This is a genomic window from Pantoea vagans, assembly GCF_001506165.1.
In the GTDB taxonomy this organism is placed as follows: domain Bacteria; phylum Pseudomonadota; class Gammaproteobacteria; order Enterobacterales; family Enterobacteriaceae; genus Pantoea; species Pantoea vagans_C.
In genome coordinates, this window is sequence record NZ_CP011427.1 from 107,624 (window position 1) to 129,898 (window position 22,275).

Annotated in this window: 19 protein-coding genes; 13 read left to right on the plus strand and 6 right to left on the minus strand. The window is 54.2% G+C overall.

What is annotated here, in order from left to right; all coding sequences use genetic code 11:
- Positions 1-11 precede the first annotated feature (11 nt).
- Both LK04_RS00480 and iolE read left to right on the plus strand, forming a co-directional pair.
- The gene (locus LK04_RS00480; RefSeq protein WP_039328427.1) at positions 12-1,025 is read left to right on the plus strand and encodes a Gfo/Idh/MocA family protein; all 1,014 of its coding nucleotides are present in this window, start codon (positions 12-14) and stop codon (positions 1,023-1,025) included.
- Positions 1,026-1,063: 38 nt separating this feature from the next.
- Positions 1,064-1,960, plus strand: coding sequence for a myo-inosose-2 dehydratase (gene iolE / locus LK04_RS00485; RefSeq protein ID WP_039328429.1), 897 nt, complete (start codon positions 1,064-1,066; stop codon positions 1,958-1,960).
- 91 nt (positions 1,961-2,051) lie between these two features.
- On the opposite strand, the gene glpD is transcribed toward iolE, so the two are convergent.
- Positions 2,052-3,560: a glycerol-3-phosphate dehydrogenase gene (gene glpD / locus LK04_RS00490; protein ID WP_039328431.1), complete on the minus strand. Its 1,509-nt coding sequence runs from the start codon at positions 3,558-3,560 to the stop codon at positions 2,052-2,054.
- Positions 3,561-3,788: 228 nt separating this feature from the next.
- On the opposite strand from glpD, the gene glpE reads away from it, so the two are divergent.
- The 6 genes from glpE to malQ all read left to right on the plus strand — a co-directional run bounded on the left by glpE (position 3,789) and on the right by malQ (position 11,860).
- The gene (gene glpE, locus LK04_RS00495) at positions 3,789-4,115 is read left to right on the plus strand and encodes a thiosulfate sulfurtransferase GlpE (RefSeq protein ID WP_039328433.1); all 327 of its coding nucleotides are present in this window, start codon (positions 3,789-3,791) and stop codon (positions 4,113-4,115) included.
- A gap of 32 nt (positions 4,116-4,147) precedes the next feature.
- Complete coding sequence (gene glpG / locus LK04_RS00500) at positions 4,148-4,972, plus strand: rhomboid family intramembrane serine protease GlpG (RefSeq protein WP_039328435.1); 825 nt, start codon at positions 4,148-4,150, stop codon at positions 4,970-4,972.
- A 40-nt stretch (positions 4,973-5,012) separates the two neighbouring features.
- Positions 5,013-5,771, plus strand: a complete 759-nt coding sequence (locus LK04_RS00505; protein ID WP_039328437.1) for a DeoR/GlpR family transcriptional regulator — start codon at positions 5,013-5,015, stop codon at positions 5,769-5,771.
- 105 nt (positions 5,772-5,876) lie between these two features.
- The gene (locus LK04_RS00510; RefSeq protein WP_059109757.1) at positions 5,877-7,028 is read left to right on the plus strand and encodes a DDE-type integrase/transposase/recombinase; all 1,152 of its coding nucleotides are present in this window, start codon (positions 5,877-5,879) and stop codon (positions 7,026-7,028) included.
- A 290-nt stretch (positions 7,029-7,318) separates the two neighbouring features.
- Positions 7,319-9,724: a maltodextrin phosphorylase gene (gene malP, locus LK04_RS00515; RefSeq protein WP_039332653.1), complete on the plus strand. Its 2,406-nt coding sequence runs from the start codon at positions 7,319-7,321 to the stop codon at positions 9,722-9,724.
- 90 nt (positions 9,725-9,814) lie between these two features.
- A complete protein-coding gene (malQ, locus tag LK04_RS00520) occupies positions 9,815-11,860 on the plus strand; it encodes a 4-alpha-glucanotransferase (RefSeq protein ID WP_039332655.1) in 2,046 nt (681 codons plus the stop codon).
- 35 nt (positions 11,861-11,895) lie between these two features.
- Here malQ and nfuA read toward each other — a convergent pair whose 3' ends face one another.
- Positions 11,896-12,471 carry a Fe-S biogenesis protein NfuA gene (nfuA, locus tag LK04_RS00525; protein ID WP_039332658.1) on the minus strand — a complete coding sequence of 192 codons (576 nt, stop codon included), beginning with the start codon at positions 12,469-12,471 and terminating at the stop codon, positions 11,896-11,898.
- 58 nt (positions 12,472-12,529) lie between these two features.
- Positions 12,530-13,207, minus strand: coding sequence for a phosphoribosyltransferase family protein (locus tag LK04_RS00530; protein WP_039332660.1), 678 nt, complete (start codon positions 13,205-13,207; stop codon positions 12,530-12,532).
- Between the two features lie 35 nt (positions 13,208-13,242).
- Here LK04_RS00530 and bioH point away from each other — a divergent pair, with 35 nt between their 5' ends.
- Complete coding sequence (gene bioH, locus LK04_RS00535) at positions 13,243-14,019, plus strand: pimeloyl-ACP methyl ester esterase BioH (RefSeq protein ID WP_039332662.1); 777 nt, start codon at positions 13,243-13,245, stop codon at positions 14,017-14,019.
- A gap of 151 nt (positions 14,020-14,170) precedes the next feature.
- Positions 14,171-14,440 (plus strand): DUF1471 domain-containing protein, encoded by a 270-nt coding sequence (locus LK04_RS00540; protein WP_039332755.1) that lies wholly within the window; start codon positions 14,171-14,173, stop codon positions 14,438-14,440.
- On the opposite strand, the gene LK04_RS00545 is transcribed toward LK04_RS00540, so the two are convergent.
- Together LK04_RS00545 and LK04_RS00550 are read right to left on the minus strand one after the other, a co-directional pair.
- The gene (locus tag LK04_RS00545) at positions 14,441-16,129 is read right to left on the minus strand and encodes an alpha-amylase family glycosyl hydrolase (protein WP_039332664.1); all 1,689 of its coding nucleotides are present in this window, start codon (positions 16,127-16,129) and stop codon (positions 14,441-14,443) included.
- Between the two features lie 140 nt (positions 16,130-16,269).
- Complete coding sequence (locus tag LK04_RS00550; protein ID WP_039332757.1) at positions 16,270-18,600, minus strand: Tex family protein; 2,331 nt, start codon at positions 18,598-18,600, stop codon at positions 16,270-16,272.
- A 202-nt stretch (positions 18,601-18,802) separates the two neighbouring features.
- Between LK04_RS00550 and greB the strand changes: the two genes are divergently transcribed.
- The gene (greB, locus tag LK04_RS00555) at positions 18,803-19,291 is read left to right on the plus strand and encodes a transcription elongation factor GreB (protein WP_039332666.1); all 489 of its coding nucleotides are present in this window, start codon (positions 18,803-18,805) and stop codon (positions 19,289-19,291) included.
- Positions 19,292-19,416: 125 nt separating this feature from the next.
- Here the strand turns inward: greB and yjbE are convergent, their stop codons facing one another.
- Positions 19,417-19,659 carry an exopolysaccharide production protein YjbE gene (gene yjbE / locus LK04_RS00560; protein WP_039332668.1) on the minus strand — a complete coding sequence of 81 codons (243 nt, stop codon included), beginning with the start codon at positions 19,657-19,659 and terminating at the stop codon, positions 19,417-19,419.
- Positions 19,660-20,172: 513 nt separating this feature from the next.
- Here yjbE and ompR point away from each other — a divergent pair.
- Together ompR and envZ are read left to right on the plus strand one after the other, a co-directional pair.
- On the plus strand, positions 20,173-20,892 hold the full coding sequence (gene ompR / locus LK04_RS00565; RefSeq protein ID WP_001157751.1) for a two-component system response regulator OmpR: 720 nt from the start codon (positions 20,173-20,175) through the stop codon (positions 20,890-20,892).
- Positions 20,889-22,247 carry a two-component system sensor histidine kinase EnvZ gene (gene envZ, locus LK04_RS00570; RefSeq protein WP_039332673.1) on the plus strand — a complete coding sequence of 453 codons (1,359 nt, stop codon included), beginning with the start codon at positions 20,889-20,891 and terminating at the stop codon, positions 22,245-22,247. The genes ompR and envZ overlap by 4 nt, the downstream gene beginning before the upstream one ends.
- Positions 22,248-22,275 lie beyond the last annotated feature (28 nt).

Here is a 22,275-nt window from a genome sequence, read left to right on the forward strand (position 1 = left end):
CAGGTGTAACTATGACGCTCAAACTCGGTGTAATTGGTACCGGTGCAATTGGCCAGGAACACATTCGTCGCTGCAATAACGTATTGCAGGGCGCGAAAGTGGTGGCGGTTTCAGATATCAACGTGGAAGGGGCGCGTGCTGCGCTGCAACGTCTGAATATCGACGCTGAGGTGTATCAGGATGGCCACCAAGTCATCAACTCACCTGACGTTGATGCGGTGTTGGTCACCTCATGGGATCCAACACATGAAGAGTTTACGCTGGCAGCGATCGCGGCAGGCAAACCGGTATTCTGTGAGAAACCGCTGGCGCTGAGCGCTGAAGGTTGCCGTCGCATCGTTGACGCTGAGATCAAACACGGTAAGCGTCTGGTGCAGGTGGGCTTTATGCGTCCTTACGACGCGGGCTACCGTGCATTGAAGAAAGTGATCACCGACGGTGAAATCGGCGAGCCGCTGATGCTGCACTGTGCGCACCGTAACCAGAGCGTCGGTGAGAATTACACCACGGACATGGCTATCACCAATACCCTGATCCACGAGCTGGATGTATTACGCTGGTTAACAGAAGACGACTACAAAACCGTTCAGGTGGTCTTCCCACGTACCACGTCGAAATCACACGCCAAACTGAAAGATCCACAAATTGTCCTGTTTGAAACGCAGAAAGGCATCCGTATTGATGTCGAGATCTTCGTGAACTGCGCTTACGGCTACGACATTCAGTGTGAAGTGGTGGGCGAAGAGGGCATTGCCAAACTGCCTGAGCCTTCTGCCATCCAAACGCGCAAAAACGCGCGTCTCGGTAATGCCCTGCTGACCGACTGGAAAGATCGTTTTATCGAAGCTTACGACGTTGAGCTGCAGGCATTCATCAATGATGTGAAAGCGGGTCAACTTTCCGGCCCTTCAGCCTGGGATGGTTTCGCCGCTTCTGTTGCGGCAGATGCCTGCCTGAAAGCACAGAACAGCGGTGCGATTGAGGCCGTTGCCATGCCGCCACGCCCGGCATTTTACGCGAAGTGATTGAGCTTACTCTTCTCTCAAAGAATCAGGGATTTGCAATGAACAAAGACAACGTAAAACTGGCGATTGCGCCAATCGGCTGGACCAACGATGACATGCCAGAGCTGGGCAGCGAAAACACCTTCCAGCAGACAGTGAGCGAAATGGCATTGGCGGGTTTCACCGGCAGTGAAGTGGGCAGTAAATACCCAAAAGATCCGGCGGTGTTGAAACCGATGCTGGATATTCGCGGCATCCAAATCTGCAACGCGTGGTTCAGCACCTTCTTCGCAAACGGTGACAAGGCGAAAACCATCGACGAGTTCACTAATCACATGAACTTCCTGCATGCGATGGGCGCGCGCGTAATTGGCTGCTCAGAGCAGAGCAAAAGCATTCAGGGCACCACGCTGGCGGTGCTGGAACAGAAGCCGATCTTTACTGATGAAGAGTGGCGTCTGACGGCAGAAGGTTATAACGAACTGGCTGAGATCGCGGCGAAGAAAGGTATGCGTTTGACGCTGCATCACCATATGGGCACTGGCATTCAGACACCTGCTGAAATCGATCGCTTTATGGAATCGACCAATGACAACGTGGGCCTGCTGTATGACACCGGCCACATCTACTATTCCGAAGGCTCACAGCAGGTGATGCTGGATGTGCTGACCAAATATCTGCCACGTATTTTCCATGTGCATCTGAAAGACGTGCGTGACAGCGTGGTGGCCGAAGTGCGTGCCAAGTCGCTTTCATTCCTCGACGGCGTAAAGAAAGGCACCTTCACTGTGCCTGGCGATGGTGTGATTGATTTTAAACCGGTGTTCAAAATCCTCGACGATTACGGCTACAAAGGCTGGATGGTGGTTGAAGCAGAACAGGATCCGGCGCTGGCTAATCCGTTCGAATATGCGGTGAAAGCACGTAAATATATTCGTGAGAATACCGGGCTGTAATAAAAAAATGCACCTGAAAAGGTGCATTTTTATGCGGTGCGCATCAATGCGCACCCTATATGTAGGGTCGCCATTTATGGCGACCTTTTTATTACGATGCCAGTGACAGCGCCGGTTTCTGACCGTTGGCCGCCAGCCATTCGCGAATGCGCGCCTGCTCTGCTTCCGTCAACCACATGCCCTGTTTGGTACGACGCCAGATGGCATCATCCAACTCGCGCACCCACTCGTGTTTCACCAGGTAACGCAGTTCGGCTTCGTAAAACTCATGGCCGAAGTTCTCACCCAGATCAGCCAGGCTGGTTGCGCCTTCCAGTAATACTTCAGTACGGCTGCCGTAAGTCCGGGCGAAGTGGCGCGCCATCCCTTCACTGATAAACGGATAACGACGACGCAGACCTGCGGCGTAATCTTCACGTGAACCGGAGAAATCACCGCCCGGCAACACCGCCGTTTTGGTCCAGGCTGGACCCGCATTCGGGTAGTACTTGGCCAGTTTTTCCAGCGCGTGCTCGGCCAGCTTACGGTAGGTGGTCAGCTTGCCGCCAAACACGGACAGCAGCGGTGCCTGACCGTTGTCGTCATGCACATCCAGCGTGTAATCACGGGTGATCGCCTGCGGCGAATCCGATTCGTCATCGCACAGCGGACGCACGCCAGAGTAAGTCCAGACAATGTCCTCTTTGCTCAACTGCTGTTTGAAGTGTCCGTTGAACACCTTCAGCAGATAGCTGATTTCGTTGTCATCAATCTTCACATCTTTCGGATCGCCTTTGTACTCCACGTCAGTGGTGCCGATGATGGAGAATTCATCCATCCACGGAATCACAAACACGATACGGTTATCTTCGTTTTGCAGGATATAGGCCTGCTTTTCGCGGTGTACGCGCGGCACCACAATGTGGCTGCCTTTGATCAAGCGAATGCCATACGGCGATTTCAACTTCAGACCGTCGTCAAACAGCTGTTTTACCCATGGGCCGGCTGCGTTAACCAGGCCTTTGGCGCGCCAGGTAAAGGTTTTGCCAGTATCGATATCTTCGGCTTCCACCATCCACAAGCCGCCTTCGCGCCATGCGCGGTTGACGCGGGTACGGGTGCGGACTTCACCACCCTGCTTCACCACTTCTTGTGCATTGAGCACCACCATGCGCGCATCGTCCACCCAGCAGTCCGAATATTCGAATCCGCGCGTGATTTCAGGCTTAAGGGCCGATTCCGCGCCAAAACGCAGACCTTTACTGCCGGGTAAAGTGGTACGTTTGCCAAGGCGATCGTACATAAACAGGCCCAGACGGATCATCCACGCCGGACGCAGGTGCGGACGGTGCGGCAAGCGGAAGCGCATAGGGAAGGCAATATGCGGTGCCATTTTCAGCAGCACTTCGCGTTCAGCCAACGCTTCGCCCACCAGGCGGAATTCGTAATGTTCCAGATAGCGCAAGCCACCGTGAATCAACTTTGAGCTATTGGAGGAGGTAGCACAGGCCAAATCCCGCGCCTCCAGCATCAGCACTGACAGTCCGCGTCCTGCAGCGTCCACTGCAATGCCGGCTCCGTTAATGCCGCCGCCGATCACGATCAGGTCTTTGGTTTCCACGTTATCTCCTCCGATGTTCGGAATAGTTCTAAAATGTTCGTTTTCGAGCGTAATGATAATCGGAAACCAACATTGATGCCAGCGCTTAACTCAATAAAAACATTTTTGCGTGATATAGCTAACATTCCTGCAGGAAAAAAAATCCATAGCCTTAACTTTTGTCAGGTTATCGCGGCGGCTTCTCAGGTTAAACTAGGCGCTAATTGTGACGACCTAATGAGAGACACCATGGAAAACTTCGAATGTATTACGGTTCAGCAGGCTAACGAGCACCTGGCACAAGGCGCGCAGCTGGTGGACATCCGCGATCCGCAAAGTTTTGCAATGGGCCATGCTACGGGCTCGCTACATCTTTCTAACGACAACCTCGCTGACTTTATTGCACAGGCCAATCACGACTTGCCGGTACTGGTGATGTGCTATCACGGCAACAGCAGTAAAGGCGCAGCACAATTCCTGTCAGGACAAGGATTTAACGCGACCTACAGCATTGATGGCGGTTTTGACGCGTGGCGTGCTGCCTTTCCGGCGCAGGTTGCAACAGGCAGCGTCTGAGCCGATCTCTAAAAGGAAGGAGAGTACGCACGATGCGCATTACCCAATTTAACCATCCTCGTATGGCGCAGGCATTTGTCGATTACATGGCCACGCGTGGCGTCACGCTGCGCATTGAGCGCGAGAGTCACTATGTGATTATGCTGGATGATGAAACGCAGCTTTCGCTGGTCGAAAACGAACTTGCGCAGTTCGTTCGCGATCCCAACCATCCGCGTTATCAGGCCGCCAGTTGGCACACCGGCAGCACCGAATCGGGCTTACGCTATGAGCGCAGCAACATCTGGGCGAACATTCGTGAACGCGCAGGCCCGCTCACTATGACCATCATGATCGCCTGTGTAGCGGTGTTTATCATGATGCAGATTGTGGGTGATGATGTGGCGCTCGACTGGCTGGCGTGGCCAGCCGACTCCTCACAGTATTTCCAGGTCTGGCGCTGGTTTAGCCATGCGTTGCTGCATTTCTCACTGCTGCACATCTTGTTCAATCTGATGTGGTGGTGGTATCTCGGTGGTGCAGTTGAGAAGCGCATTGGCAGCGGAAAGCTGTTTGTGATTATGCTCATTTCCGCGCTTTTAAGCGGTTGGATGCAGGCCAAGTTTAGCGGCGTACTCTTCGGCGGATTGTCCGGTGTGGTCTACGCGCTGATGGGATATTGCTGGTTGCGAGGCGAGCGCGATCCCGAAAGTGGCATTTATCTGGAGCGTGGTTTGATGGGCTTCGCTATTGTATGGCTGATTATTGGCTGGTACGGCGCCTTTGGCCTGTCGATTGCCAATGCCGCCCACGTCACTGGTTTGCTGGTGGGCCTTGCTATGGCCTTTGTCGATACGCGCAATATCGCGCGTCGTTAGACAACAAAGAAGAAAACGGCGTTAAGCCGAGGAGAGGGATGTGAAGCAGACGCAACGTCATGACGCCATTATCGATCTGGTCCGGCGTCAGGGATATGTCAGCACGGAAGAGCTGGTGGATCACTTTGAGGTGAGCCCGCAAACTATCCGGCGCGATCTCAACGATCTGGCCGATCAGAATAAAATTCAGCGCCATCATGGCGGTGCGGCGCTACCTTCCAGCTCCGAAAATACGGCGTGGCAAGACCGCAAAATGATGTGGTCGGCAGAGAAAGCGCGTATCGCTGAGCGCGTGGCGAGCCAAATCCCGGATGGCGCGACACTGTTTATCGATATCGGCACCACGCCGGAAGCGGTAGCGCATGCGTTGCTGAATCATAATAATCTGCGCATCGTCACCAACAATCTGAATGTCGCGATTTTGTTGATGGCGAAGCCGGATTTCCGCGTGATCATTGCGGGTGGCGAAGTCCGTACCCGCGATGGTGGCATCATGGGGGAAGCCACGCTCGATTTTATCTCCCAGTTCCGCCTGGATTACGGCATCCTGGGCATCAGCGGCATCGATATGGATGGTTCGCTGCTGGAGTTCGATTACCACGAAGTCCGCACCAAACGCGCCATCATCGAAAACTCGCGTTGCGTGATGCTGGTTGTCGACCACTCGAAGTTTGGTCGTAATGCGATGGTGAACCTCGGCAGCATGAGCCTGATTGACTATATGTATACCGATAAAACCCCACCGGCCAGTGTCCTGAAGGTGATTGAGCAGCACGAAGTTCACCTCGAACTTTGTTGATGAATTTGCAGGTGCGCATAAAGGTGCAAACCGGGCACATGGGTAACACTTTAGACCGGGCACATGGGTAACAGTTATAAATTGGCATAGCAGAGGAGACTCACTATGCCCTGGACTGAGACTGTTACCATGCAACGCCTTCACTTCATCCTCGCCTGCCAGGCAGGCGATAAATCCATGACCGAGCTTTGCCACCTTCACGGCATTAGTCGAAAAACCGGTTATAAATGGCTTAAGCGTTTTAATGCTGAAGAGCTCTCCTCTGTTGAAAATCGCTCCCGTGCCCGTCTCACGCAGCCAGAAAAAATCCCTCCGGATATCGCCGAACAACTCGTCCTCTTTCGCCAGCAGCATCCCGACTGGGGGCCTAAAAAAATTCGCCACTGGTTCCTCAATAACAACGCTGACTTCATTGTTCCCGCTGCCAGCACGATAGGGGACCTTTTGAAAGAAGAAGGGCTGGTGTCTCCACGGATAAGGCGCAAGCGTACGCCGGGAAATCTGAACGAACTCACCGATGCGAACAGAAACAATCACGTCTGGAGCGCTGACTTTAAGGGCCGCTTTCGCCTGAAAGACGGCAGCTGGTGCCGCCCGTTCACCCTCACCGACAACCACAGCCGCTACCTCCTGTGCTGTGAGCCCGGCACGTCAGAGACCACGACATTCGTGCGTGGCTGTATGGAAGCCGCCTTCCGCGAAGGTGGACTCCCCGACATTATCCGCACCGATAACGGCTCTCCCTTCGTCGCGCCGGGCATCCTGGCGCTGACACAGTGGAGCGTGTGGCTGATGAAGTTGGGTATTAAAACAGAAAGAACCACGCCGGGATGTCCGGGGCAAAATGCCCGTCACGAGCGCATGCATCTCTCGATGAAAACCGCGATGAGCCACCATGATGTATTTGGCTCGCTGTCGGAACAACGGGTGTGGTGTAACGGATGGCGTAATGAGTTCAATCAGGAAAAGCCGCATGAGGCTCATGGACAGGTACCGCCTGCAAAAATATGGGTGCCCTCACCGCGAAGTTGGGATGGAAAAGTGCCTGAGGTGAACTATCCGGAGGGGGCAAAGCTATATAAAGTCGGGGAAAAAGGTGACCTGAGCCTGAACGGGCGCACGTTCCTGAGTTCGGCATTACGGGGTGAGTACGTGAGGTTCCTGGAAGTGGATGACGGAGTTGACGTCATCCTCTTCGACAGGGTGATACTGGCGTATTATGACCGGGCAGAAAGAAGTATTATTCGAATCGACTGAGCACAAAAGTGTTACCTATGTGCCCGGTCTGATCTGTTACCCATGTGCCCGGTTGTACCTAAATGCGCACCCTACGATCGCCGTAGGGTTGCCATTTATGGCGACCGAAAAGTAGTACGCAATGCACTGCGCGATAAATTGCACCGCAATAACATGAGTCTGCCTCAACATCGTTTTTTTTCACCGCACCCGCATTTCCCTGTCGCTTTTTTCTCCGCCTCCGGCTTAACTTATCCTTTCTGGTTATGCGCTCGCCCGTCTTTACCGTTAACGGACTCGAAGGGATTGATATGTCGCAGCAAAAATTTAATAAAACACGTTTCGACGCCGCACTTACCCGCCAATGGCAGCATCTTGGACTCACTTCCGCCCAACAAATGACACCGCACCAATGGTGGCAAGCGCTGAGCAGCGTGCTGGCAGAAATGCTCGCCACCCAACCGCCCGCCACACCGCGCATGGGCCAGCGCCATGTTAATTATCTGTCGATGGAATTTCTGATTGGTCGTTTGACCGGCAATAACCTGCTCAATCTCGGCTGGTACAACGAGGTACAGGCCGCGCTGGCCGAGCATCAGGTAGAGCTGAGCGAATTGCTGGAAGAAGAGATTGATCCTGCGCTGGGCAACGGCGGATTAGGGCGCTTAGCCGCCTGCTATATGGATTCAATGGCGACCGTCGGGCAGGCGGGAATGGGACATGGGCTCAACTATCAATATGGCCTGTTCCGCCAGACCTTTGATGATGGGCAGCAAAAAGAGGCACCGGACGACTGGCAGCGTGATAGCTATCCCTGGTTTCGCCATAACGCCGCGCAGGATGTGCAGGTAGGCATTGGCGGTAAAGTGAAGAAAAATGAAGATGGCACGCTGCAATGGCGGCCGAAATTTCATTTAAAGGGAGAAGCCTGGGATTTGCCGGTGGTGGGTTATCGTAATGGCGTGACCTTACCGCTACGGCTGTGGAAAGCCACCAGCGCACACCCGTTTGATCTCACCCTGTTCAACAATGGTAAATTCCTGCAGGCCGAGCAGCCAGGGATCGACGCCGATAAACTGACCAAGGTGCTCTATCCGAATGATAATCATGCGGAAGGCAAGCGACTGCGCCTGATGCAGCAGTATTTCCAGTGCGCCTGTGCGGTGGGAGATATCCTGCGGCGTCATCATTTTGCCGGGCGTTCGATTCACAGCTTGCCTGAGTTCGAAGTGATTCAACTCAACGATACCCATCCCACCATTGCCATCCCGGAAATGCTGCGTGTGCTGCTGGATGAACATCAACTGAGTTGGGATGAAGCCTGGCATATCACCAGCCGGGTATTTGCATATACCAACCACACGTTAATGCCAGAAGCGCTGGAGCGATGGGATGAACAACTGGTTCGCGACCTGCTGCCGCGCCATATGCTGATTATCCGTGAAATTAATCAGCGCCTGAAAAAAGTGGTGAAGAAGCAGTGGCCGGGTGATCGCGAGATTTGGCATAAGCTGGCCGTGGTGGCCGAAGGGCAAGTGCGCATGGCAAACCTGTGCGTGGTGAGCTGCTTTGCGGTTAACGGTGTTGCCGCGCTGCACTCTGAACTGGTGGTGAAAGATCTGTTCCCGGAATATCACCAGCTCTGGCCAAACAAATTCCATAATGTCACCAATGGCATCACGCCGCGTCGTTGGCTCAAACAGTGTAATCCCCTGTTATCTAACCTGATTGATGAAACACTGCAGGTCGAGTGGGCTAACGATCTGGATGCGCTGGAGTGGCTGGCACCTTACGCACGTAAGAAGGCCTTTCGTCAGCAGTTCCGCACCATTAAGCAGCAAAACAAGCTGCGCCTGACGGTATATATCAAACGCGTCACCGGCATTGATGTGAACCCCGATGCGCTGTTTGATGTGCAGATTAAGCGTCTACATGAGTACAAACGCCAGCACCTCAGCCTGCTGCATATGCTGCACTGTTATCGCCAGCTACGTGAAGATCCGAAAAATCCTGACGTCGTACCGCGGGTGTTCCTGTTTGGCGCAAAAGCCGCGCCGGGTTATTACCTCGCTAAAAATATTATCTATGCCATCAATAAAGTGGCAGAAGTGATCAACAACGATCCGAAGGTGAGCGATCGGCTCAAAGTGGTGTTTATTCCGGATTACCGCATCACGGCGGCGGAATTGATGATTCCCGCCGCCGATCTTTCTGAACAGATCTCCACCGCCGGTTATGAAGCTTCTGGTACCGGTAATATGAAGCTGGCGCTCAACGGGGCGCTCACCATTGGTACCCTGGACGGTGCCAACGTCGAAATTGCCGATGCGGTGGGCGAAAAGAACATCTTTATCTTCGGCAATACCGTCGATGAGGTGAAGGCGCTCAAAGCCAACGGCTATAGCCCGAAAAAACTGCGCAAAAAGAACCCGTATCTTGATGGCTTGTTGAAGGACCTGGAGAAGGGCAAGTTTAGCGATGGCGATAAACAGGCGTTTAATTTGCTGCTCGATAGCCTGACCAAAAATGGCGATCCCTGGCTGGTGCTGGCGGATTTCGATGCATACATCGCCGCGCAGCAGCAAGTGGAAGCACTGTGGAAGAATCCAGAGGCTTGGACCAAGGCGGCCATCCTTAATACCGCGCGTACCGGGCGTTTTAGTTCGGATCGATCCATCCGCGATTATCAACAGCGTATCTGGCAGGCCGCACGCTGATGTCAGGTCGCCCTTAATGGCGACCTGACAACGCGATTACACGATTTTGTAGGGTGCGCATTTATGCGCACCGCGCCAGAGGAGAAAACCATGACGCTCAGCAAACTGGATCAGGACGCGCTGGCCGCCGGTATCGCCGTGGAATTTATCAATGCTAAAGGTGAACCGGAAAGCATCAGTGATGTGACTAAACGAGCCCTGCTGGCGGTAATGGATACGCCAGTAGGTAAGGTGCCGCCGCTGCCACCGGTGCAAGTCTTTACGCCGCGCGCCAAACGGCAGCTTACGCCTCAGGGCAAAGGCGAGTTTAGTTGGCAGCTCCAGAGCGAACAGGGCAAAACCTTCAGTGGGACCCTTCAGGGTGGGGAAGCGTTAGCGCTCCCGCCGCGCCTGCCGCAGGGCTATCACAGCTTCACGTTGCGTCAGGGACGCAAACAGTGGCAAACGCGCATCATTATCGCACCACGCCGTTGCTATCTGCCCGAGCCACTGCAACAGGGTGAAAAGCGTTGGGGCGCCTTGGTGCAACTTTACACGCTGCGATCTGACAGCAATTGGGGCATCGGTGATTTCGGCGATTTGCAGCAGATGCTGGAGCAGGTTGCGGCCAACGGCGGTGATTTTGTTGGCCTCAACCCTCTGCACGCCCTCTATCCGGCTCAACCGGACCATGCCAGTCCTTACAGCCCAACGTCGCGTCGCTGGCTGAATGTGCTCTACATTGACGTCAACCAGGTGGCAGCCTTCGCACAAAGTGAAGAGGCGCAGCGCTGGTGGGAGCTCGCGAAAACCCGTACCGTATTAAAACAAGCTCGTGCCACTGATTGGGTGGACTACAGTGCGGTCGCTGCGCTGAAAATAGCGGCATTACGTTTTGCCTGGCAAAGCTGGAAACCCGATGCCGATTTTCAGCAGTTTGTTGCTGAGGGCGGTGACGCGCTGCGCTATCAAGCGGCTTTTGATGGCATCCTTGCGGAACGTGCCGCCAGTCATCCTGACGAATGGGGCTGGGAGAAATGGCCGGAAGGTTGGCGTCACGCGCACCAGCCTGAGGTGCAGCAGTGGTGTGCCGATCATGAAGATGAGATTCAGTTCTGGAGTTGGCTGCAGTGGCTGGCGCAGCAACAGTTTGCGGCCTGCTGGCAGCGAAGCCAGCAACTGGGTATGGCGGTTGGGCTGTATCGTGATTTGGCGGTTGGGGTAGCGCAACACAGCGCAGAAACCTGGCTGGACCCGCAGCTCTATAAGCTTGGCGCGTCAGTGGGCGCACCGCCCGATCGTCTGGGGCCGCTGGGGCAAAACTGGGCGTTGCCGCCGCTCGATCCGCATGTGATGCGTGCACGGGGATATCAGCCGTTTATCGACCTGCTGCGTGCCAATATGCGTGACTGCGGCGCGTTGCGTATCGACCATGTGATGGCGCTACTGCGGCTGTGGTGGATCCCTTATGGCGAAGGTGCTGACAAGGGCGCGTACGTTTCGTATCCGGTCGACGAGTTGATGGCGATCCTCGCACTGGAAAGCCAGCGGCATGGCTGCATGGTGATTGGCGAGGATTTAGGCACGGTGCCGCCGATGATCGTTCGTATGTTGCGTAGCCACGGCATCTTTTCCTGGAAGGTTCTCTTTTTTGAACAGGAAAGAGATGGCCGATATCGCCCACCTTCTGCCTATCCTCGCCAGTCGATTGCCAGCGCCAGTACGCATGATTTGCCGACGTTAAGTGGATTCTGGCAGGCCGGTGATTTGACGTTGGGCGAGAAACTGGGGATGTACCGCGGAAGCGTACTGCAATCACTGCAACAACAGCGGGTCACGCAGAAGCAAGCGTTACTGGATGCATTACAGCAGGCGGGGGCACTGTCTGCACAAGGCACTGAGCTAGCGAATGAACAATCCCTCACACCCGCGCTGAATTTGGCGATGCATCGTTTTCTTGCTCAGACGGGAAGCGCTTTACTAGGACTACAACCGGAGGATTGGCTGGGAATGACTTCGCCAGTCAATGTACCGGGTACAGTGAATGAATATCCGAATTGGCGACGGAAGTTGAGCATCACGCTGGAAGAAATGTTTGATGATAAAGCGGTACAGCAGGTGATGAAAGCGGTCACCGTGGGGCGCAAAGAGGCATAAGAGAGCGGCAGCACGGATGCGCTGCCGCCACAAAATCAGTAGTAAGAGTGCTCGCCGCGCTGGTGTTCGGTGAGGTCACGCACACCTTTCAGCTCAGGGAAGGCTGCCAGTAGCTCTTTCTCGATACCATCTTTCAGCGTCACGTCGATCATTGAACAGCCGTTACAGCCGCCGCCAAACTGCAGAATGGCATAGCCGTCATCGGTGATTTCCATCAGCGATACGCGACCGCCATGGCCAGCCAGTTGCGGGTTGATCTGCGCCTGCAGCAGATACTCTACACGCTCAACCATTGGCGCATCGTCAGACACTTTGCGCATCTTGGCGTTCGGCGCTTTCAGCGTCAGCTGGGAACCGAGGTTGTCAGTGACAAAATCGATCTCGGCATCTTCCAGATAAGGAGCGCTCAGCTCATCGATATAAGCTGACAGCTTTTCGAACTTCATTTCGGTGTCAGTGGCTTCTACTGCATCGGGTGGGCAGTAAGAAACGCCGCATTCCGCGGTCGGCGTACCCGGATTAATGACGAATACGCGAATTTGCGTGCCGTCTTCTTGTTTCGACAGCAATTTCGAGAAGTGCTCTTGCGCAGCATCAGTAATAACGATCATGGCGATTGCTCAATAGTTGACTAAATTACTTGGTTATAATACGCCCAACACCGACGCTCTACAAGGTACGGCACAGGCAGCCAATATGTACGCTGGACGCGCCTTGCGCCAGCAGGATGCGGCTGATTTCTGCCACCGTGCTTCCGGTGGTCACCACATCATCGATGAGTAAGATATGACGTCCGCGCACCGACATTTCAAGGCGAAACGCGCCGCGCAGGTTCTTTTTACGGGCAGTGGCACGCAACGCATGTTGTAAAGCACCCTGCCTTCGACGGCGAACGCCTTCGCGATATTCACAGCCTAACCAGTGCGCCAGCGGTTTTGCCACCAACCCGGCCTGATTGTAGCCACGTCGCCAGGCTCGGCGGCGATGCAGCGGTACACTCAACACTAAATCTATGCGTGGTAAAAGGTTATTGCGCCGATTTGTTAATAATTTTAACAAAAGTAGCCGTGCCAGCATCACTCTAAGTGCGGTGGCGCGGGAAAATTTTAGCTGCAATACCCAATCGCTGACCGGTGGCTGGTAATCACTGACGCAGGTTAAGCTCTGCCACGGCAGCGGATGGCGGATGCAGCGGCCGCAGAGCTGGGTACCGCAGGCGGGTAGTCCACAACAAGGACAGAGTGTGGGTAAGGGGGGAATCTGCCTGATACAACGGCTGCATATGCCATGTCCCGCGATCTGCAGCGGCAAGCGGCATAGCCAACACAGTGCGGGGATTGATAGCATAGCGGCCTCTTTTTCACTTTTCGGGAGTGTAACCGATGAGTTCGCTTTACTGGCACACTACAGGCGAAGGCGATCGCGATCTTGTGCTGCTGCACGGCTGGGGACTAAACGCGGAAGTGTGGCAAAACATCGTTCCTCGACTCAGCCCGCATTTTCGCCTGCATTTGGTGGACCTGCCGGGCTTTGGCCGCAGCCAAGGCTTTGGGCCGCTTACCTTGGCCGATATGGCGCAACAGCTGCTACCGCAACTGCCCGCGCGTGCGGTGCTGCTAGGTTGGTCGTTGGGAGGATTGGTTGCCAGCCAAATCGCCTTGAAGCAGCCGGAACGCGTTAGCGCATTGATTAGCGTTGCCTCTTCGCCCTGTTTTACCGCTCACGGTGAGTGGCCTGGCATCAAGCCGGAAACGCTGGAAAGCTTTCAACAGCAGCTAAGTAATGACTTCCAGCGTACCGTGGAACGCTTCCTGGCGTTACAAACCATGGGCACGGAGAATGCACGCCAGGATGCACGTCAGTTGAAGGAGGTGGTGCTGTCGCAGCCGATGCCTTCGGTTGAAGTGCTTGAGGGCGGGCTGAAGATCTTGCATGAGGTGGATCTGCGTGCTGAGTTGCCGCACCTGACGCCGCCATTGCTGCGTTTGTACGGAGCGCTGGATGGCTTGGTTCCACGTCGTATTGCGCCGATGCTGGATGAAGCATTACCAACTTCCCCATCAATCGTGATGGAAAAGGCGGCACATGCGCCATTTATCTCTCATCCTGACGCATTTTGTCAGCATATTATTGAGTTCATCCAATCAGTTGAGCGTTAATTCTGTTGCTGCGGTGGCAAATTTGTCACCAGCGGCAATACTTTTGACGTGAGCTGCACCGCTGCTTGGTGTGAACCTGTCTTTTTCTCGCCTGTTGTGCTTCGCGGACGCTTACATCCCAATAATGGAAAATATGGATGAGGGTAATGCTATGAAGATGATGAAATGGGCTGTGGCTTCTCTGGTGATGAGCGCGGTGTCGTTTTCAGCGTTCGCTGCAAAGGAAGTGACCAAAGAAGAAGTGCAAAAAATGAATCTTGAGAAAATCGGTACGGTGACAACTTCGGGAGAAGCGACTTCTCCGATGGATGCTAAACGTGCTCTTTCTAAAGCGGCTGACGAGAAAGGCGGAAAATACTTTCTGGTGATTGCGGGTCGTGAGCATGGTAAGTTCAGCGCCACGGCGGATGTCTATAAGTAATCAACCGCGCAGCCACATAAACTGCCAGGCAGCGAGCGTGAATGGCTCGCTGCCATCTACTTTTTCCCCACTGATCACGTCCTGATAAAGTTTTGATTGCGGCAACTGCGTCGTGATGTCGCGGCTGCTGAGGTTAAAAATGCAGAGTAACCCCTCGTCGCTACCTGTTTGATGGCGACGTAGCATCAGCAGTGCATTTTCACTCTCTAATAACGTCATCGGGTTGTCGGGATGAAAGGCAGGCTGGCGCGTGCGGAGCTGAATCAAGGCGCTCAGGCGTTCATACACCTGCTGACGCAGCGTGTTGCCACCGCTGATCCATGCTTCCATGTCATGCAGGCTGTATTTTTCTCGATTGATCGCGCGGTTATGTCCGGCGGCATGCACGCCTTCGTTATCATTGCGCGAACCGAGGATGCTCTGGATGTAAATCGCGGGCACGCCGGGGAATACCAGCAAAATGGCGTGTGCGAGCAAGAATCGACGTAAACGCGTGTCATCATCATCAGTTTGATGGTTGAGTGCATCGAGGTAGGTCACGTTGATTTCATAAGGGCTGGTGGTGCCATCCGGATTGTTCTTGTAAGAGACCAGAGCGCCCTCCAGCGCTAACTCACGCACCAGCGCCACAATTTCGATTTCCGACAAAATCCCGCGAGCCGGGTTTAGGCCTATGCCATCGTGCGAAGCGAGGAAGTTGAAGAAAGTGGTGGTGCCATTTCCCGTGTCCAGCGTGCTGGCCCACTGGCGTAACGCACGTGATGAGCCAGAGTGAATGGCGTGCAGCACCAACGGCGGCAGGGAGAACTGATAGACCATTTGCGCTTCGTCATGACCGTTGCCAAAGTAGCTGATGTTGTCCTTATGCGGCACATTGGTTTCGGTGACAATCACCGTGCCGGGCGCGACCTCGTTGGCGATGGCACGAAACAGCTTCACTAACTGGTGCGTTTTAGGCAGATGGATGCAATTAGTGCCTGGCGTTTTCCACATATAGCCAACGGCATCGAGTCGCACATAATCGGCGCCTTTGTTGAGGTAATCCAGTAGCACGCCCACCATACGAATCAATACTTCCGGGTTGGCGAAGTTGAGGTCAATTTGGTCGGCACTGAAAGTGGTCCAGATAAAGCGTGTTTCGCCGTTAGCCAGAGTGAAAGGGGTGAGCAGCGGTGAGGTGCGTGGCCGCGTGACCGCACTAAGGTCCGTGGCGGGCGGCATGCTGATAAAAAAGTCATTCCAGCCGGGGTCCTGCGCGAGGAAATGTTGAAACCACTGGCTGTGCGCGGACATGTGATTACAGACGAAATCGAACATCAGCCGGGTTTCACTGTGCAAGGCAGCAATATGCTGCCAGTTGCCGCAGATCGGATTGACCTGGTGATAATCAATCACCGAGAAACCGTCATCAGACGAATAAGGGAAAAACGGCAGCAGGTGCACCAGGCTGAACGTCGATTGTAAGTGCTGCTGATAAAAGCGTGAGAAGCTGGCGAGCGTGGGCTGATCGGGTTCGCGGAACTGATCGGCATAGCTGATCAACACCACATCTTTTTCATCCCAGTGCGCTTTGCGTGGCAGTTTGGCGGTATCACGCGCAGCGCGAATGTGCGAAAGCAGGCGCTCACGTGCGGCGACGGGAAAGCGGCCTTCGTAAATCTCATCAAGTAATGCGTTGATTTTGTCCATCAGATCGTTGGGCCACGCGGAAGGTCATTTTTTCACACGGATTTTTTCAGCGTAGACGGTAGGGGGGATTTATCAACTTGAGAGGGTCATGCAGAGGCGCGTTTTAGGGCGGCATGAAGGCCGCCCTACACATGATGAGTTTAGCGCTTTTTACCGAAAGCCGCGGCCAATGCATCGCCCATGGCGCTATTGCCTGCTGGCGCACTGGCGGGTTTGCCGCGAGCTTTGTTGTGAGCAGTTGGGCGGTTCTGCTCTTTGCCACTGCTGCGGTTATTACCGCCGCGCGCATTGCTTTCGCCAGGTTGCTCATCCAGACGCATGGTGAGGGCAATACGTTTGCGCTGCATATCCACTTCCATCACCTTCACTTTGACAATGTCGCCGGCTTTCACCACTTGATGCGGATCTTCAACGAACTTGTCGGAAAGTGATGAGATGTGAACCAGACCATCCTGGTGTACGCCGATATCGACAAAGGCACCGAAGTTGGTGACGTTGGTGACTGCGCCTTCCAGAATCATGCCTGGCAGCAAATCATTCAGCGTTTCTACACCTTCAGCAAACTGCGCGGTTTTGAATTCAGGACGTGGATCGCGGCCCGGTTTCTCCAGCTCTTTAATGATGTCAGTGACAGTCGGCAGACCAAAACGCTCATCGGTAAAGTCACGCGCGTTGAGGTCACGCAAACCACCAGGATTGCCCATCAACTCGTTCAATGCCTGCTCGGTTGCCGCCAGAATACGCTCAACCAACGGATAGGCTTCTGGGTGCACCGTTGAGGCATCCAGCGGGTTATCACCCTGGTTGATGCGCAGGAAGCCCGCACACTGCTCAAACGCTTTTGGCCCAAGACGGCTGACTTTTAACAGCTGCTGACGGTTCTGGAAGCGACCATTCTCATCACGCCAGCTGACAATGTTCTGCGCCATCATGCGCGTCAAGCCTGCTACACGGGTCAACAGCGCCACCGAGGCGGTATTGAGGTCAACCCCTACGGCGTTCACGCAGTCCTCTACCACGGCGTCCAGTTTCTTCGCCAGCTGGCTTTGGCTGACGTCGTGCTGATACTGGCCCACACCGATAGATTTCGGGTCGATTTTTACCAGTTCGGCCAGTGGATCTTGCAGACGGCGTGCGATGGAAACGGCTCCGCGCAAAGAAACGTCTAAATCGGGGAACTCCAGTGCGGCCAGTTCAGAAGCCGAGTAAACGGAGGCGCCCGCTTCACTGACGATCACTTTCTGCGCGTGGATTTGCGGGAACTGCTTCTGCACGTCGAGGAAGAAGCGCTCGGTCTCGCGTGAAGCGGTACCGTTGCCGATGGCCACCAGTTCAACCTGATGTTTGGCACAGAGCGCGGCAATTGAGTTCGCTGCTTTTGCGACTTGTCCGGTGTGCGGATAAATCGTGTCGGTCGCGACTAATTTGCCGGTGGCATCCACCACGGCGACTTTTACGCCGGTACGCAGGCCTGGATCGAGGCCCATGGTCGCGCGCATGCCAGCCGGAGCAGCCATCAGCAGATCGTGCAGGTTGCGGGCGAAGACATTAATTGCTTCATCTTCAGCGCGTTCACGGATGGTGCCCATCAGCTCGGTTTCGAGGTGCAGCAACACCTTGATGCGCCAGGTCCAGCTCACCACGGCTTTACGCCAGCTATCCGCCGGAGCGTTATTCAGTCGCAGTTGCAGGTGTTCGGTAATCAGTGTCTCTCCGTGGCTTTCACGGGGTGCTTCATCAAATTGCGGATCGGCATTCAGCGACAGTTGCAGCACGCCTTCATTGCGACCACGGAACATCGCCAATGCACGGTGCGAAGGCACAGAACTCAGGGCTTCATGATGATCGAAGTAATCGCGGAATTTCGCGCCTTCTTCCTCTTTGCCTTCCACCACGCGGGACACCACGTGCGCATTCTTCCACAGATAATCTCGCACTTTCGCCAGCAGCGTTGCGTCTTCGGCAAAGCGTTCCATCAGGATGTAGCGTGCGCCGTCCAGTGCTGCGCGCACGTCGGCAACGCCTTTATCCGCATCGACATAACCCGCTGCCAGTTGTTCTGGGTCCTGTGAAGCATCGTGCCACAGCGTTTCAGCCAGCGGTTCCAGACCGGCCTCAATGGCAATTTGACCACGGGTACGACGTTTCTGCTTATAAGGCAGGTAAAGGTCTTCCAGCTCGGTTTTATTCAGTGTGTTATGGATCGCGCTGGCGAGTTCTGGAGTAAGTTTGCCCTGTTCGTCGATGGATTTTAGAATCGACTGACGGCGATCTTCCAGCTCACGCAGATAGCCAAGACGGCTCTCAAGCTGACGCAACTGGGTGTCGTCCAGCCCACCGGTCACTTCCTTACGATAACGTGCGATAAACGGCACGGTGTTCCCTTCATCCAGCAAGCGAACGGCTGCGTCAACCTGGTCGGCGCGCGCCTTCAGCTCACTTGCGATAATCTGGCTCAGTGAATCTTTCATCATCATTAACAATGCTTACACAGGGTTGGAAATAGGGGACAGTTATACGGATTGAGACTGCAAATTGCCAGCCGGGGGCAAGTGAATCCGTCTTTTTCTGAATGCAGCGCGCACATTGTTGGGCACGCCTTGCTGAAGGCTGAACAGTCGCTTATTGTTGGCTTCCTGACGACCTGAAATGCTGTTACCACGAGTAGATGTGATGAAAACTCAATTGATTACCCGCGAAGGCTACAACAAATTACGTGCCGAGCACGACCATTTGTGGAATGAAAAGCGTCCGGAAATCACCAAAATTGTCTCCTGGGCTGCGAGCCTTGGCGATCGCTCGGAAAATGCCGATTACACCTATAACAAGCGTCTGTTGCGCCAGATTGATCGCCGTGTGCGCTATCTGCGCAAGTGCCTCGCCGATCTCAAAATCGTTGACTATGCCCCACAGCAGGAAGGCAAAGTGTTTTTTGGTGCCTGGGTGGAGGTGGAGAATGAGCAGGGCGAGGCAAAGCGGTTTCGTATTGTTGGGCCCGATGAAATTTATGGTGAAGGGATAAAAGATTACATCTCAATTGATTCGCCGATGGCGCGCGCGTTGATCAAGAAAGAAGTGGATGACGAGGTGACGGTGAACACGCCAGAAGGACAAAAGATCTGGTTTGTGAACAGCATTGAATACGTTAAGGATACGGAATAAAAAAGAGGCGGAGAATAATGGCTTGGGTAAAAAAGCCTTGGGCGCTACTTATTCTCCGGTGGCGAAATGGGCTGGCAGTAAAAAGGGAAAAGCGCCGTAGCCTTGCCGCGCTCTGAAGATACGAATTATTTGCCGGGCGTGGTGGCTGTGGTGGTAGACGTGCTGCTTGAGCCTTTGTCACCCCCACCCATGGTGGCTAATGCCACGCCAAGCAGTGCACCAACGGCACCGACGCCAATGGCGTCTGAGTTACCTTTAGCGGTGGTTGAGGCTTGTGCCCCTGCCGCTTCGCCCGCGCTGGTGGCAGCCTGCGCCTGAGAAAGGCTGGTCAGAACCAGTGCACTCAGCAAGACCATCGTTTTTTTCATTTTTCTTTCTCCAAATAGACGCAATATCTGCAGGAACTCGTGCAGTTTCTGAGATCCATGTCTGAGAGGAAAGTGATGTTTACTCACTGATTAATCTGTCTTTATTTAATACTGGACTTGATTGGGGCGGGTTTGGCAATGTTCCGAGAGCAGTCAGGTACCTAAAACAGAAAGTGCCAGATAATCTGCTGTGATTATCCCTATATCGAAAGATACTTCCCTGGTGACTTAAGCCAAATGGCGCGGCATAGCCACGTGCGTTGCGGCTAAAGGCAAAATGATCCAGACGCGAACAGAAAACCGCGTGAATTTTCAGATAAGGGCTAAGCGGGTTGAAAGTACAGACAAAAAGCGCGAGACAATGCGCATTTCAGGGCTAAAATTAAATATAAGCTGCTGTTTAATATGCTTTGTAACAATTTCGGCTAGAATATAAACCATTAATGACTGTCACATGTAGGCATCTTTTTTACACAATATTGGCTCAGGCAATGGCGCCTTTGGGAGTTGAACATGCAAGAGAACTACAAAATTCTGGTCGTCGATGATGATATGCGTTTGCGCGCACTGCTCGAACGTTATCTCACCGAACAGGGCTTTCAGGTGCGCAGTGTCGCCAACGCCGAGCAGATGGATCGTCTGCTGACTCGTGAATCATTCCATTTAATGGTGCTTGATTTAATGCTGCCAGGCGAAGATGGCTTATCCATCTGCCGTCGCTTACGTAGCCAAAGCAACCCGATGCCGATCATCATGGTCACCGCCAAGGGTGAAGAGGTCGATCGTATCGTTGGGCTGGAAATCGGTGCCGATGACTACATTCCTAAGCCGTTTAACCCACGTGAGCTGCTGGCACGTATTCGTGCCGTGTTGCGTCGTCAGGCTAATGAGCTGCCGGGTGCACCTTCACAAGAAGAAGCGGTTATCGCCTTTGGTAAGTTCAAGCTGAACCTCGGTACGCGTGAAATGTTCCGTGAAGATGAGCCAATGCCGTTAACCAGTGGTGAGTTTGCCGTGCTGAAAGCCTTGGTGAGCCATCCGCGTGAGCCGCTGTCACGTGACAAGCTGATGAACCTGGCGCGTGGTCGTGAGTACAGTGCGATGGAGCGTTCTATCGACGTGCAGATCTCGCGTCTGCGTCGCATGGTAGAAGAAGATCCGGCGCATCCACGCTACATTCAGACCGTATGGGGTCTTGGCTACGTCTTTGTTCCGGACGGCAGCAAAGCATGAGGCGATTGCGCTTCTCTCCTCGCAGTTCGTTTGCCCGCACTTTGCTATTGATCGTTACCTTGCTGTTCGTCAGCCTGGTAACGACCTATCTGGTGGTGCTGAATTTCGCCATTCTTCCTAGTCTGCAGCAGTTTAATAAAGTTCTCGCTTACGAAGTCCGTATGTTGATGACTGACCGGTTGCAGCTGGAAGATGGTACGCAGTTGGAAGTGCCTCCGGCATTTCGCCGTGAGATTTATCGTGAGTTGGGTATTTCGTTGTATACCAACGCGGCGGCGGAAGAGAGCGGCTTGCGCTGGGCGCAGCATTACGAATTCCTCAGCGAGCAGATGGCGCAACAGCTTGGCGGCCCGACCGATGTGCGTGTCGAGGTGAATAAGAATTCCCCAGTGGTCTGGCTGAAAACCTGGTTGTCGCCAGACATCTGGGTGCGCGTTCCACTGACGGAAATCCATCAGGGCGACTTCTCGCCGTTGTTCCGCTACACCCTGGCGATTATGCTGCTGGCGATTGGCGGTGCCTGGCTGTTTATTCGTATTCAGAACCGACCCCTGGTCGACCTGGAGCACGCAGCGCTGCAGGTCGGTAAAGGCATTATTCCTCCACCGTTACGTGAGTACGGCGCCTCTGAAGTACGTTCAGTGACGCGGGCATTCAATCAGATGGCTGCGGGGGTCAAGCAGTTAGCCGATGACCGCACACTGTTGATGGCTGGCGTCAGCCACGATTTGCGTACGCCATTGACGCGTATTCGTCTCGCGACTGAGATGATGGGTGAGCAGGACGGTTATCTGGCTGAGTCGATTAACAAGGATATCGAAGAGTGCAATGCCATCATTGAGCAGTTCATCGATTATCTGCGTACTGGTCAGGAGATGCAGACCGAACGTGCCGATCTGAACAGCGTGTTGGGTGAAGTGGTGGCTGCGGAGAGCGGCTACGAGCGTGAGATTGAGAACGCGGTGATGCCAGAAGAGTTAATGCTGGATATTAACCCGCTATCGATCAAACGCGCAGTAGCGAATCTGGTGGTCAATGCGGCACGTTATGGCAATGGCTGGATTAAAGTCAGTAGCGGTCAGGAGCTGAATCGCGCCTGGTTCCAGGTGGAAGATGATGGCCCGGGCATTAAGCCGGATCAGCTTCAACATCTGTTCCAGCCGTTTGTTCGCGGTGATAGTGCGCGCAGTACCAGTGGCACCGGCTTAGGCCTGGCGATTGTGCAGCGTATTATTGATGCGCACGATGGGTCGCTGGAGATTGGTGACAGTGAGCATGGCGGATTGCGTATCCGCGCGTGGCTGCCGATTCCCGAGCATAGTGCACCGGCGTTGATCAGCAATCATCAAAGTTAAAAAAAGTAGCGGCGCAATTTATTGCGCA